Raw genomic sequence first — 12,612 nt, 5'->3', positions numbered from 1 at the left:
CCCCGTAGAGTGGAATCGGGTTCAAGGCGTCTTGGGGGTACGGGCGTGGCGAACGACGGACCGGTCGAGCACGGTTACCCACACCTGGAGACGGTGCGGGCCGCCATCACCGCGCTGTACAGGCGGCTGTCGTACGACACCGTCCAGACGTTCGCGACCAGCGTGGCCCCGGCCGACGTGGCCTTCTGCGACACCGACGACCTGTATCTGGGCGCCCAGCGGGTGGCCCGCGAGCTGGTGCGGCACTATCGGCTGCCGGACGCCCGCCTGATCGTCAGCTTCCGGGAGATGCAGCACGCGGCGAACGTCGAACTCGCCGCGGGCCCCGAGTACTTCGTGGAGTTGAACGACCGCTTCCGCACCCACCGCCGGGACATCGGCGCGGCGCTGGCGCACGAGGTGATGCATGTGTATCTGCACCGCCTGGGCCTGTCCTTCGACGGCACGCGGGACAACGAGATCCTCACGGACACGGCGACGACGTATCTGGGCGCCGGCTGGCTGCTGCTGGACGCGTACCGGGAGGACTCGGCGTCCAGTCAGAAGCTCGGCTATCTGACCCCGGAGGAGTTCGGGTACGTCCTGGCCAAACGCGCCATGGTGTTCGGGGAGGATCCGTCGACGTGGTTCACCAGCCCGCAGGCGTACACGGCGTTCGTGGAGGGCAGGTCCTTGGCCCGCCGGGACGAGCAGCAGCCTCCGCTCACGGCGGCGGGCTGGGCGGGCCGCCGGCGTTACGCCCGCGACCGGCGGCACGCTCAGGACCGGCACGCCCTGGTCGCGGCGCCGGGCGTGCCGTACGCCTTCACGCCGGACGCGCGCGGGCCGCTGCGGGTGTCGTTTCCCTGCCCGACGTGTCACCAGCGGATCCGGGTGCCGGTGGGGGGGCGTGTGCGGGCGCGCTGTGCGCTGTGCAGGACTGTGCTGGAGTGCGATACGTAGGTGTGGCGGTGGTCGGGTGTTGATGCCGAGGTCAATCCACCTGGCTCCCGTACACCGCCCCCGGAACCTCCGCGGCGTCCAGCAGCCCGCGTACCACACCATCCACTTCAGCCACCTCCCACCGCGCCCCCTTGTCGGTCTCGGGCCCCGCCCGCCACCCCTCCATCACGGCGATCCGGCCCCCTTCCACCTCGAAAACCCGCCCGGTGACCCCTGCACTCGCGGCCGAGCCGAGCCAGACGACGAGCGGGGAGACGTTCTCCGGGGCCATGGCGTCGAATCCGCCGTCCGGGGCAGCCATGGCCGTCGCGAACGTGCGATCCGTCATCCGTGTGCGCGCTGCCGGCGCAATCGCGTTGACCTGGACGCCGTACCGCCCGAGCTCTGCCGCCGCGACCAGGGTCAGCCCCACGATCCCGGCCTTCGCGGCGCTGTAGTTTCCCTGTCCGACGGATCCCAACAGGCCCGCTCCGCTGCTGGTGTTGACGATCCGGGCCGACGGTGTGCGGCTGGCCTTGGCCTCGGCCCGCCAGTGCGCGGCGGCATGTTTCAGCGGCAGGAAGTGGCCCTTGAGATGGACGCGTACGACGGCGTCCCAGTCGTCCTCCCCGAGGTTGACCAGCATCCGGTCGCGCAGGAAGCCGGCGTTGTTGACGAGGGTGTCGAGCCGGCCGTACGTCTCCAGCGCGACCCGGATCAGCGATGTCGCGCCCTCGGTCGTGGCGACGTCCCCGCCGTGCGCGACCGCTTCACCGCCGCGCGCCCGGATCTCCGCGACCACCCGCGCGGCCGGACTGTCGGCCGCGGGTGCCCCGTCCAGCCCGACCCCGAGGTCGTTGACGACGACCCGTGCGCCCTCGGCGGCGAAGGCGAGGGCGTGGGCCCTGCCGAGCCCCCGCCCGGCCCCGGTGACGACGACGACCCGCCCGTCGCAGATTCGGCTCATCTCACCCCTCCTTGTGGGCGGTCGAGGCATCCAGGAACGCGGGCCGCTCCCCGCCCCCGTGCACGAGCAGGCTCGCCCCGCTGATGTACGAGGCGGCGTCGGAGGCGAGGAACACGGTGGCCGCACCGATGTCGGACGGTTCCGCGAGCCGTCCGAGCGGAACCGTGCGCGACACCGCCGCGATCCCGTCCTTGCCCCCGTAGTGGAGGTGGGACTGCTCCGTTCGCACCATCCCGACCACCAGCGTGTTGACCCGCACATCCGGCGCCCACTCGACGGCCATGGAGCGGGCGAGGCTCTCCAGTCCCGCCTTGGCGGCGCCGTACGCGGCCGAGCCGGGGGACGGGCGGCTGCCGCTGACGCTGCCGATCATCACCACACACCCCTTGGCCCGTACGAGGTGCTCGTACGCGGCGAGCGAGGCGGTGAGCGGGGCGACGAGGTTCAGTTCGACGACGCGGGCATGCCGCTCGGCGTCGACATCGGTCAGCAGCCGGTGCGGAGTGCCGCCCGCGTTGTTGACGAGGACGTCGAGGCGGGGCAGCGCGGCGAAGAAGTCCCGTACGGCGCTCTGGTCGCGCAGGTCGACGGGCACGAACCGGCAGCCGTCGAGCGGAATGTCGGCCGGTCTGCGCGCACAGGTGACGACGTCGGCGCCCGCGTCGACGAAGGCCCGCGCGATCCCGGCGCCGACTCCTCGGGTGCCGCCGGTGACGACGACGGTCCGGCCGGCCAGGCTCGGGCGCCGTGAGTTTTCCACAAGGGGTGCTTTGTCCACAGGGGCTCCCACTGCCGAACGGCGGCTGCTAGCTTCGAAGCCTCACACCTAACAAATGTTTGGTGGAAAGGTAGCTGATGTGCCCATGGGTGTCTCCACCTCGTCCCCGGGAAAGGGGATTTCCGTCGTCACGGTCGACCATCCGCCGGTGAACGCCCTGCCGGTGGCCGGCTGGTACGCCCTCGCGGACGCGGTGCGCGCGGCCGGCCGGGACGCCGAGGTCCGCTGTGTCGTCCTGGCCGCCGAGGGGCGGGGCTTCAACGCGGGTGTGGACATCAAGGAGATACAGGCGCGGGGCGACAGCGCCCTGCTCGGCGCCAACTCCGGCTGTGCCGAGGCGTTCGCGGCGGTGTACGAGTGCGAGGTTCCCGTCGTGGCGGCGGTGCAGGGCTTCTGCCTGGGCGGCGGCATCGGCCTGGTGGGGAACGCGGACGCGATCGTGGCGAGCGAGGACGCTGTCTTCGGCCTGCCCGAGCTGGACCGGGGCGCCCTCGGCGCGGCCACGCACCTGGCCCGCCTGGTCCCCCAGCACCTCATGCGCACGCTGTACTACACCTCGCGCACGGTGAGCGCGGCCGAGCTGCACGCGCACGGCTCGGTGTGGCGGGTGGTGCCACGGGAGGAACTGCGGGCGGCGGCCCTGGAGTTGGCCCGCGAGATCGCCGCCAAGGACGGTCGGCTGCTGCGCCTGGCCAAGGCCGCCATCAACGGTATCGACCCGGTCGACGTGCGCCGCAGCTACCGCTTCGAGCAGGGCTTCACCTTCGAGGCGGGTCTCAGCGGGGTGGCCGGCCGCGTCCGCAGCGGCTTCGGAAAGGACGTTCCCCAGTGACCGACACAGTGACCGACAAGACGATGACCGCCGACGAGGCCGTCTCCCGGCTTCGGAGCGGTATGACCCTCGGCATCGGCGGCTGGGGCTCGCGCCGCAAACCGATGGCCCTGGTGAGAGCACTGCTCCGCACCGAGATCACCGATCTCACCGTCGTCTCGTACGGCGGTCCGGACGTCGGCATGCTGGCCGCCGCCGGCCGGATCCGGAAGCTGGTCGCCGCCTTCGCCACCCTCGACTCGATCCCGCTCGAACCGCACTACCGGGCGGCGCGCGAACGCGGGGCGTTCGAGCTGATGGAGATCGACGAGGCGATGTTCCTGTGGGGACTGCAGGCCGCCGCGAACAGGCTCCCGTTTCTCCCGGTCCGGGCCGGCCTCGGTTCGGACGTGATGCGGGTGAACCCCGCGCTGCGCACGGTGACGTCCCCGTACGAGGACGGCGAGACGCTCGTGGCCATGCCGGCCCTGCGCCTGGACGCGGCCCTGGTCCATGTGAACCGCGCGGACCGGCGGGGCAACGGGCAGTATCTGGGCCCCGACCCGTACTTCGACGACCTGTTCTGCGCGGCGGCCGAGCGGGCGTACGTCTCCTGCGAGCGGATCGTGGACACGGCCGAGCTGACGAAGGAGGCCGCACCGCAGACGCTCCTCATCCAGCGGCACACGGTGGCCGGCGTCGTCGAGGCCCCGAACGGCGCCCACTTCACCTCCTGCGCACCCGACTACGGGCGCGACGAGGCCTTTCAGAAGCACTACGCCGGCACGCCCTGGCCACAGTTCGCCGAGCAGTTCCTCGGCGGCGACGAGCCCGCATACCGGTCCGCCGTCCAGGCCTGGCACAAGGAGCGGCATGAGCACTGAGGCGTCCGCACCCACCCGCGCCGAGTACTGCGTGATCGGCTGCGCCGAGGCCTGGCGCGGGGCCGGCGAGATCCTGGCGAGCCCCATGGGCCTGATCCCTTCCATCGGCGCCCGGCTCGCCCGCCGCACCTTCGCCCCCGACCTGCTGCTGACCGACGGCGAGGCGACGCTGGTGGACGTCGACGGCACGCCCGAGGGCTGGCTGCCGTACCGCCGGCACCTCACCCTGGTCACCGGTGGCCGACGGCATGTGATGATGGGCGCGAGCCAGATCGACCGCTACGGCAACCAGAACATCTCCTGCATCGGCGACTGGACGAAACCCGTCCGGCAACTGCTCGGCGTGCGCGGAGCGCCGGTCAACACGCTGAACAATCCGACGAGTTACTGGATCCCCCGGCATTCCCGGCGGGTGTTCGTCGAACGCGTCGACATGGTGTGCGGGATCGGGTACGACCGCGCCGCCGCGCACCCGGAGACGGCACGCTTCCACCACCTGGCCCGGGTCGTCTCCGACCTCGGCGTCTTCAACTTCGCCACGCAGGACCACACGATGCGGGTGGCGTCACTGCACCCGGGGGTGAGCGTCGAGGAGGTGCGGGAAGCGACGGGCTTTGCGCTGACGATCCCGCCCGAGGTGCCGCCGACCCGCGCGCCCACGACCGAGGAACTGCGCCTGATCCGCGAGGTGATCGACCCGGCGAACACCCGGGACCGGGAGGTGCGGACCTGATGGAGACGGCGCTCACCAGACTGGTCGGCGTGCGGCACCCCGTCGTGCAGACCGCGATGGGCTGGGTGGCGGGCCCCCGCCTGGTCTCGGCGACGGCGAACGCGGGGGCGCTCGGCATCCTGGCATCGGCGACAATGACGCTCGACCAGCTGCGCGAGGCGATACGCGAAGTCGCATCGCGGACGACCGCACCCTTCGGCGTCAATCTGCGGGCCGACGCGGGCGACGCGGCCGACCGGGTCCAGATCATGATCGACGAGGGTGTCCGGGTCGCCTCCTTCGCCCTCGCCCCCTCCCCCGAACTGATCGGCGCCCTCAAGGAGTCGGGCACGGTGGTCATCCCGTCCGTCGGGGCGCGGCGCCATGCCGAGAAGGTCGCGGGGTGGGGCGCGGACGCGGTGATCGTGCAGGGCGGCGAGGGCGGCGGCCACACCGGCGAGGTGGCGACGACGGTGCTGCTGCCCCAGGTCGTGGACGCCGTGGACATCCCGGTCGTGGCGGCGGGCGGCTTCTTCGACGGGCGGGGCCTGGTCGCGGCGCTGGCGTACGGCGCGGCGGGCGTCGCCATGGGCACGCGGTTCCTGCTGACGTCGGATTCTGCGGTGCCGGACGCGGTGAAGGCGAGGTATCTGGCGGCGACGGTCAGGGACGTCACGGTCACGACGGCCATCGACGGCCTGCCGCACCGCATGCTGCGCACGGAACTGGTCGACGCGCTGGAGAGATCCGGCCGTACGACGACCCTGTTCCGGGCCATACGCAGGGCGGCCGGGTTCCGGAAGCTGTCCGGCCGCACCTGGCGCGGCATGATCCAGGACGGCCTCGCGATGAAGCACGGCAAGGACCTGACCTGGAGCCAGGTCCTGCTGGCCGCCAACACGCCGATGCTGCTGAAGGCGTCCATGGTGGACGGTCGTACGGACGTCGGGGTCATGGCGTCCGGGCAGGTCGCCGGGGTCATCGAGGACCTGCCGTCGTGCGCGGAGCTGGTGGAGCGGGTGATGGCGCAGGCCGAGGGAATCATCGGCGCGCTGACGGAGCGGGGTGCTCCGCGGACAAACCCAGCCGTCCCGCTCAGACCCGCTCGATGATCGTGACGTTCGCCTGGCCTCCGCCCTCGCACATCGTCTGGAGTCCGAATCGCCCGCCGGTGCGCTCCAGTTCGTGCAGCAGGGTCGTCATCAGCTTCGCCCCGGTCGCGCCGAGCGGGTGGCCCAGGGCTATCGCGCCGCCGTTGACGTTGACCTTCTCGGGGTCGGCGCCGGTCTCCTTCAGCCAGGCCAGGACGACCGGCGCGAAGGCCTCGTTGATTTCGACGAGGTCGATGTCGTCGATGGTCAGACCGGTCTTCTTCAGGGCGTGGGCGGTGGCGGGTATCGGGGCCGTGAGCATGCGGATCGGGTCCTCGCCGCGCACCGAGAGGTGGTGGACGCGGGCGCGCGGCGTCAGCCCGTGCTCGCGCACCGCCCGCTCGGAGGCCAGCAGCAGGGCCGCCGCGCCGTCGGAGACCTGCGAGGAGCAGGCGGCCGTGATCGTGCCACCGTCGATGACCGGCTTCAGCGCGGCCATCTTCTCCAGGGAGGTGTCCCGCCGTGGCCCCTCGTCGGCGGCGACGTCCCCGTACGGCACGGTCTCCCGCGCGAACCGCCCCTCGTCGATCGCCCGCACCGCCCGCCGGTGCGAGCCGAGCGCGAACTCCTCCTGCTCCGGCCGGCCGATCCCCCACTTGGCGGCGATCATCTCGGCGCCGGCGAACTGGTTCACCGCCCGGTCCCCGTACCGCGCGCGCCACCCCTCGCTCCCTGCGTAGGGCCCCTGGGTGAAGCCCAGCGGCTCGGCGGCCTGCCGGGTCGCGTAGGCGATGGGGATCTGCGACATGTTCTGTACGCCCCCGGCGACCACCAGGTCCTGCGTCCCGGACAGCACGCCTTGCGCCGCGAAGTGCACGGCCTGCTGCGAGGACCCGCACTGACGGTCCACGGTCACCCCGGGCACCTCCTCGGGCAGCCCGGCCGCCAGCCAGCAGGTCCGCGCGATGTCCCCGGCCTGCGGTCCGACGGTGTCCAGGCATCCGAAGACGACGTCCTCGACGGCGGCCGGATCGACCCCGGCCCGCTGGATCAGCGCCTTGAGCACATGGGCACCCAGGTCGGCCGGGTGGACCCCGCTCAGTCCTCCTCCGCGCCGCCCCACGGGCGTGCGGACCGCTTCGACGATGTAGGCCTCGGCCATGTCAACTCCCTCACGGAAAAGGGCTATTCACGTACGGCGATCCCGTCCAGCACCATCGACAGGTACTGCCGGGCGATCTCCTCCGGACTGTGCTGCCCGCCGGGCCGGTACCAGGACGCGGCGACCCACACCGTGTCCCGCACGAACCGGTAGGTGAGCCGGACGTCGAGGTCGTCCCGGAAGACCCGGTCCGCGACGCCGCGCTCCAGCGTGGTCAGCCACGCCTTCTCGAACTTGCTCTGGGACTCGGCGAGGAAGGCGAACCGCTCCTGCGCCGCCAGCTGCCGGGACTCCTTCTGGTAGATCGCGACGGCGGCGCGGTGCCGGTCGATCTCCTTGAACGACTCGGTGACCAGGGCCTGGAGCGTCCCGCGCGGCCCGAGCCCGGCCTCCAGGACGGCGTCGTAGCCGTCCCAGAGCTCGTCCAGGAAGGTGTGCAGGATCTCCTCCAGCATCGACTCCTTGGAGTCGAAGTGGTAGTAGAGGCTGCCCGCGAGCATGCCCGCCTGGTCGGCGATGGTCCGTACGGTTGTTGCGTTGTAGCCCTGCTCGGCGAAGACCTCTGCGGCGGTGCGCAGGAGTTCGCGGCGGCGCGCCGGCGCGGCGCCGGTCACCTGGGGCTTCTTCTTGGTCGGCACGTGACCCATTGTGGTCTGCACCCGCGCTCAGGGATGCCGGCTGCTGACGGACACGACCTCTCCGGTCATGTACGAGGAGTAGCCGGACGCCAGGAACACGATCACGTTGGCCACCTCCCAGGGTTCGGCGTACCGCCCGAAGGCCTCGCGGGCGGTGAGCTCGGCGAGCAGTTCGGGCGTCGTCACCTTCACCAGGTGCGGATGCATGGCGAGGCTCGGCGCGACGGCGTTGACCCGCACTCCGTACTCGGCGGCTTCCAGCGCCGCGCACCGGGTCAGCGCCATCACGCCCGCCTTCGCCGCGGCGTAGTGCGCCTGGCCGGCCTGGGCGCGCCAGCCGACGACGGACGCGTTGTTGACGATCACTCCGCCGCCGGTCTCGCGCATCGCCCGCAGGGCCGCCCGGGTGCACCGGAAGGTGCCGTTCAGCGTCACGTCCAGCACGCGGGACCACTGCTCGTCGCTCATGTCGACCAGGTCGGCCGTCCCGCCGAGGCCCGCGTTGTTGACGACGATGTCCAGCCGCCCGTGCTCCCGTACGGCCGCCGTGAAGAGCGCCCGCACCTGGGCGTCGTCGGTGACGTCACAGGGGACGGCCGCCACCGCGCCCGCGAACTGACGCCCCAGCTCTGCCTCGTACTCCTTCAGCCGCCGCACATGCGCGTCGCTGATCAGCACGCGCGCGCCCTCCTCCAGGAACCGGCGGGCGGTGGCGCCGCCGATCCCCGCCCCGGCCGCCGCGGTGACGACGGCGGTGCGCCCGGCGAGCAGTCCGTGCCCGGGGACGTATGCCGGAGCCTCGACGTCTGTCATGGTGCCACGCTAACCTACCAAACACTTGTTAGGGAAGGGAGCGGGCACCCGTGGACCTGGACGAGTCGGCCGAGGAGCAGGCGTTCCGCGCACAGGCCCGGCAGTGGCTGCGGGCCCACGTGCCCGCCGAGCCGCCGGCCTCACTGGAGACGGAGGAGGGCTTCGCCGAGCACCGGGCGTGGGAGGCGCGGCTGTATGCGGACCGCTGGTCGGTGGTCTCCTGGCCCAAGGAGTACGGCGGCCGGGGCGTGGACCTCGTCAAGTGGCTGATCTTCGAGGAGGAGTACTACGCGGCGGGCGCTCCGGGCCGGGTCTCGCAGAACGGCATCAGTCTGCTGGCCCCCACCCTCTTCGACCACGGCAGCAGGGAGCAGCAGGCCCGGATTCTGCCGCCGATGGCGAGCGGCGAGGTGATCTGGGCGCAGGCGTGGTCGGAGCCGGAGGCGGGCTCGGACCTGGCGTCCCTGACATCCCGGGCCGTCCGCACCGACGGTGGCTGGCTGCTGTCGGGCCAGAAGACCTGGTCCTCCCGCGCGGCCTTCGCCGACCGCGCCTTCGGCCTGTTCCGCGGCGAGCCGGGCACCCCGAAACCCCACCAGGGCCTGACGTATGTGATGTTCGACCTGCACGCCCCCGGTGTCACGGTCCGCCCCATCGCCCGGCTGGACGGCAAGCCCGCCTTCGCCGAACTGTTCCTGGACGACGTCTTCGTCCCGGACGAGGACGTCATCGGCGAGCCCGGCCAGGGCTGGCGGATCGCGATGTCGACGGCCGCCAACGAGCGCGGCCTGACGCTGCGCTCCCCCGGCCGCTTCCTCGCCGCCGCCGGCCGGCTGCACGAACTCTGGCAGGCACAGGGAAGTCCGGAATCCGCACGCCGGAGAGTGGCCGATGCCCTCATCGGCTCCCGCGCCTACCAGCTCTTCACCTACGCGGCCGCCGCCCGTTTCCTCGAGGGCGAACCGCTCGGCGCTCAGTCCAGCCTGAACAAGGTCTTCTGGTCCGAGTACGACATCGCGCTGCACGAGACCGCCCTCGACGTCCTCGGGCCGGAGGGCGAGTGCGCGGACACGGAGTGGTCCGAGCCCTACGTCTTCTCCCTCGCCGGCCCCATCTACGCCGGCACGAACGAGATCCAGCGCGACCTCGTCGCCGAACACCTGCTGGGCCTGCCGAAGGGACGCCGCTGATGCGCTTCCTCCTCGACTCCGATCAGCGTGCCTTCGCCGCCTCCCTGGACGCGATGCTGAGGTCCGCCGAGACGCCTGCCGTCATACGGGACTGGAGCCGCGGCGAGCACACGAGCGGCCGCAAGCTGTGGTCCCGTATCGCCGAGGCGGGGGTGTTCGCGCTGGCGGTACCCGAGGCATACGACGGAGTGGGCCCTCGTCCCGTCGAAGTCGCCGTCGCTTTTGTGGAGTTGGGGCGGCATGCGGTGCCGGGGCCGTTGGCGGAGACGGTCGCGGCGGCCGTACTGCTCACCGAGCCGGACGCTCTCGCCGAACGCTTCCTCCCCCGGCTGGCAGCAGGCGAGTCGATGGTGACGCTGGCGCCCGAAGGGTCGTACGCGCTCGACGGCGACGCGGCGACCACCCAGCTCTCCCTCACACCCGACGGTCTGCGTCTCGCCCCCGGCCACGCGCCCGCGCGCCCCTCCCTCGACCCCGCCCGCCGCCTCACCCCCCTCCTCCCCGGCGGTGAACTCCTCTCCCCCGCCCCGCCGGCCGACCGCGCCCTCACCTGGGCCCGGCTCGCCACCGCCGCCCAGGCCCTCGGTGTGGGGCTCGCGCTGCTGGACCGGACGGTCGCGTACGTCAGGCAGCGCACGCAGTTCGGGGTCCCCGTCGGCTCGTTCCAGGCGGTCAAGCACCGGCTGGCCGACGCGAAGATCGCCCTGGAGTTCGCGCGGCCGCTGGTCTTCGGTGCCGCGCTGACGATGAGCCCGGCCGACGTGGCCGCCGCGAAGACGGCGACCTGCGAGGCGGCGTACAGCACGGCCCGTACTGCCCTCCAACTGCACGGCGCGATCGGCTACACCGCGGAGTACGACCTGTCCCTCTGGCTGACCAAGGCCCGCGCCCTGCGCACCGCGTGGGGAGGCCCCGACGAGTGCCGGAGCGTCGTCCTCAATGCCCGTGCCCGCCCCCGCGGGTGATCTCCCGGTACTCCTCCGGGGTCGGCTTCGGTATGTGGCTGTCGGGCCCGAACATGGCCCGGGACAGCCGGGCCCGCACCCGCTGGGAGACGGTGACCGAACGGCGCACACCGTTGGCGTCGACGCGCGGGCCGATCTCGTACGGCGCCGGCTGCTCGTGCTGGGTGAGGGTGAACCGCTGGTCCTGGGCGAGGGGTTCGTGGAGCTCGATGTACTCGCCGTGCGGCAGCCGCTTGATGGTGCCGGTCTCCCGGCCGTGCAGCACCTTCTCCCGGTCGCGGCGTTGCAGGCCCAGACAGATCCGCTTGGTCACGATGAACGCCAGCACCGGGGCGACGAAGAACGCGATCCGCACGAACCAGGTGATGGCGTTGATCGACAGATGCAGATGCGTCGCGACGATGTCGTTGCCGCCGCCGATCAGGCACACCGCGTACAGCGTGAGCCAGGCGACGCCGAGCCCCGTGCGGACGGGGGCGTTGCGCGGCCGGTCCAGGATGTGGTGCTCGCGTTTGTCGCCGGTGATCCACGCCTCGATGAAGGGGTAGACCCCGATGGCGGCCAGGATCAGCGGGAACAGCGCGAACGGGATGAAGACGCCCAGGACCAGGGTGTGGCCGAAGGCGCTGATCTCCCATCCCGGCATCACCCGGATCAGGCCCTCGGAGAAGCCGAGATACCAGTCGGGCTGGGCGCCGGTGGTGACGAGGTCGGGGCGGTAGGGGCCGAAGGCCCACACGGGGTTGATCTGCGCGAGGCCGCCCATGATCGTGAGCACGCCGAAGACCAGGAAGAAGAAGCCGCCCGCCTTGGCCATGTAGACCGGCATGAAGGGCATGCCGACGACCGACTTCTGGTCGCGGCCGGGGCCGGGGTACTGGGTGTGCTTGTGGTAGAAGACCAGGATCAGATGGGCCACGACCAGACCCAGCATGATCCCGGGCAGCAGCAGGATGTGGATCGGGTACAGCCGCGCGATGATGTCGTGCCCGGGGAACTCCCCGCCGAACAGGAAGAACGACAGATACGTGCCCACGATCGGGATCGACAGGATCGCGCCTTGGGCGAAGCGGATGCCGGTGCCGGACAGCAGGTCGTCGGGGAGCGAGTAGCCGGTGAGGCCGGTGATGATGCCGAGCATCAGCAGCGTCCAGCCGAACACCCAGTTGATCTCGCGCGGTTTGCGGTAGGCGCCGGTGAAGAACACCCGCATCATGTGCACGAGCATGCCGGTGACGAAGACCAGCGCCGCCCAGTGGTGGATCTGCCGGATCAGCAGCCCGCCGCGCACATCGAAGCTGATGTCGAGGGTGGACTCGAACGCCTTGGTCATCACGACGCCGTTGAGCGGTGTGTAGGACCCTTCGTAGACCACCTCGGCGCTGCTCGGCTCGAAGAACAGCGTGAGGTAGATGCCGGTGAGGATCAGCACGAGGAAGCTGTAGAGGCAGACCTCGCCCAGCATGAACGACCAGTGGTCCGGAAACACCTTGCGCATATTGGCCTTGGCCAGCGCGTACAGGCCGAGCCGTCCGTCGGCCCAGTCGGCCACTCGCTCGCCGCGCGGGGCCGTGGCGGCCCGTGCGTTCCCCGATCGTGCGCCGTCACCCATGAGCTGCGTCGCCTCCCCGTCGGATCAACCTCAGGGTGACACGGAGTCCCGTTCTAGCCAACAGTGCG

Annotated in this window: 13 protein-coding genes; 7 read left to right on the top strand and 6 right to left on the bottom strand. The window is 71.5% G+C overall.

Annotated elements, in window-relative coordinates; all coding sequences use genetic code 11:
• The first annotated feature begins 45 nt into the window (after nt 1-45).
• Nucleotides 46-942, top strand: a complete 897-nt coding sequence (locus ACKTSN_RS34425) for a hypothetical protein (protein WP_409472688.1) — start codon at nt 46-48, stop codon at nt 940-942.
• A 31-nt stretch (nt 943-973) separates the two neighbouring features.
• Here ACKTSN_RS34425 and ACKTSN_RS34420 read toward each other — a convergent pair whose 3' ends face one another.
• A complete protein-coding gene (locus tag ACKTSN_RS34420) occupies nt 974-1,888 on the bottom strand; it encodes an SDR family oxidoreductase (protein WP_409472687.1) in 915 nt (304 codons plus the stop codon).
• A gap of 1 nt (nt 1,889) precedes the next feature.
• Nucleotides 1,890-2,648: an SDR family oxidoreductase gene (locus tag ACKTSN_RS34415; RefSeq protein WP_409472686.1), complete on the bottom strand. Its 759-nt coding sequence runs from the start codon at nt 2,646-2,648 to the stop codon at nt 1,890-1,892.
• 103 nt (nt 2,649-2,751) lie between these two features.
• Here ACKTSN_RS34415 and ACKTSN_RS34410 point away from each other — a divergent pair, with 103 nt between their 5' ends.
• From ACKTSN_RS34410 to ACKTSN_RS34395, 4 genes are read left to right on the top strand one after another with little or no spacing between them, the layout of a single operon-like run.
• Nucleotides 2,752-3,498 carry an enoyl-CoA hydratase family protein gene (locus tag ACKTSN_RS34410; RefSeq protein WP_409472685.1) on the top strand — a complete coding sequence of 249 codons (747 nt, stop codon included), beginning with the start codon at nt 2,752-2,754 and terminating at the stop codon, nt 3,496-3,498.
• 8 nt (nt 3,499-3,506) lie between these two features.
• Nucleotides 3,507-4,361, top strand: coding sequence for a CoA transferase subunit A (locus ACKTSN_RS34405; RefSeq protein ID WP_409474991.1), 855 nt, complete (start codon nt 3,507-3,509; stop codon nt 4,359-4,361).
• On the top strand, nt 4,351-5,094 hold the full coding sequence (locus ACKTSN_RS34400) for a CoA-transferase subunit beta (protein WP_409472684.1): 744 nt from the start codon (nt 4,351-4,353) through the stop codon (nt 5,092-5,094). The genes ACKTSN_RS34405 and ACKTSN_RS34400 overlap by 11 nt, the downstream gene beginning before the upstream one ends.
• Nucleotides 5,094-6,185 (top strand): NAD(P)H-dependent flavin oxidoreductase, encoded by a 1,092-nt coding sequence (locus tag ACKTSN_RS34395; protein ID WP_409472683.1) that lies wholly within the window; start codon nt 5,094-5,096, stop codon nt 6,183-6,185. The genes ACKTSN_RS34400 and ACKTSN_RS34395 overlap by 1 nt, the downstream gene beginning before the upstream one ends.
• Here the strand turns inward: ACKTSN_RS34395 and ACKTSN_RS34390 are convergent.
• The 3 genes from ACKTSN_RS34390 to ACKTSN_RS34380 are packed head-to-tail and all read right to left on the bottom strand — an operon-like array spanning nt 6,169 to nt 8,777.
• Nucleotides 6,169-7,326, bottom strand: coding sequence for an acetyl-CoA C-acetyltransferase (locus ACKTSN_RS34390; RefSeq protein WP_409472682.1), 1,158 nt, complete (start codon nt 7,324-7,326; stop codon nt 6,169-6,171). The genes ACKTSN_RS34395 and ACKTSN_RS34390 overlap by 17 nt on opposite strands.
• 23 nt (nt 7,327-7,349) lie before the next feature.
• Nucleotides 7,350-7,964 carry a TetR/AcrR family transcriptional regulator gene (locus tag ACKTSN_RS34385; RefSeq protein WP_409472681.1) on the bottom strand — a complete coding sequence of 205 codons (615 nt, stop codon included), beginning with the start codon at nt 7,962-7,964 and terminating at the stop codon, nt 7,350-7,352.
• Between the two features lie 27 nt (nt 7,965-7,991).
• Nucleotides 7,992-8,777 (bottom strand): SDR family oxidoreductase, encoded by a 786-nt coding sequence (locus ACKTSN_RS34380; RefSeq protein WP_409472680.1) that lies wholly within the window; start codon nt 8,775-8,777, stop codon nt 7,992-7,994.
• Nucleotides 8,778-8,827: 50 nt separating this feature from the next.
• Between ACKTSN_RS34380 and ACKTSN_RS34375 the strand changes: the two genes are divergently transcribed.
• Together ACKTSN_RS34375 and ACKTSN_RS34370 are read left to right on the top strand one after the other, a co-directional pair.
• A complete protein-coding gene (locus ACKTSN_RS34375) occupies nt 8,828-9,967 on the top strand; it encodes an acyl-CoA dehydrogenase family protein (RefSeq protein ID WP_409472679.1) in 1,140 nt (379 codons plus the stop codon).
• Nucleotides 9,967-10,932 (top strand): acyl-CoA dehydrogenase family protein, encoded by a 966-nt coding sequence (locus ACKTSN_RS34370; RefSeq protein WP_409472678.1) that lies wholly within the window; start codon nt 9,967-9,969, stop codon nt 10,930-10,932. The genes ACKTSN_RS34375 and ACKTSN_RS34370 overlap by 1 nt, the downstream gene beginning before the upstream one ends.
• Here ACKTSN_RS34370 and qcrB read toward each other — a convergent pair.
• Entirely contained in the window at nt 10,904-12,544 is a 1,641-nt protein-coding gene (gene qcrB / locus ACKTSN_RS34365) for a cytochrome bc1 complex cytochrome b subunit (RefSeq protein ID WP_409472677.1), read from the bottom strand. The two genes, ACKTSN_RS34370 and qcrB, sit on opposite strands and share 29 nt — an antisense overlap.
• Nucleotides 12,545-12,612 lie beyond the last annotated feature (68 nt).

Origin of the sequence: Streptomyces flavusporus, assembly GCF_046267975.1 — a bacterium.
Classification (GTDB): Bacteria; Actinomycetota; Actinomycetes; order Streptomycetales; family Streptomycetaceae; genus Streptomyces; species Streptomyces flavusporus.
Note: the sequence above shows the minus strand (reverse complement) of the source record. Positions and strands in the feature narration are given on the sequence as shown.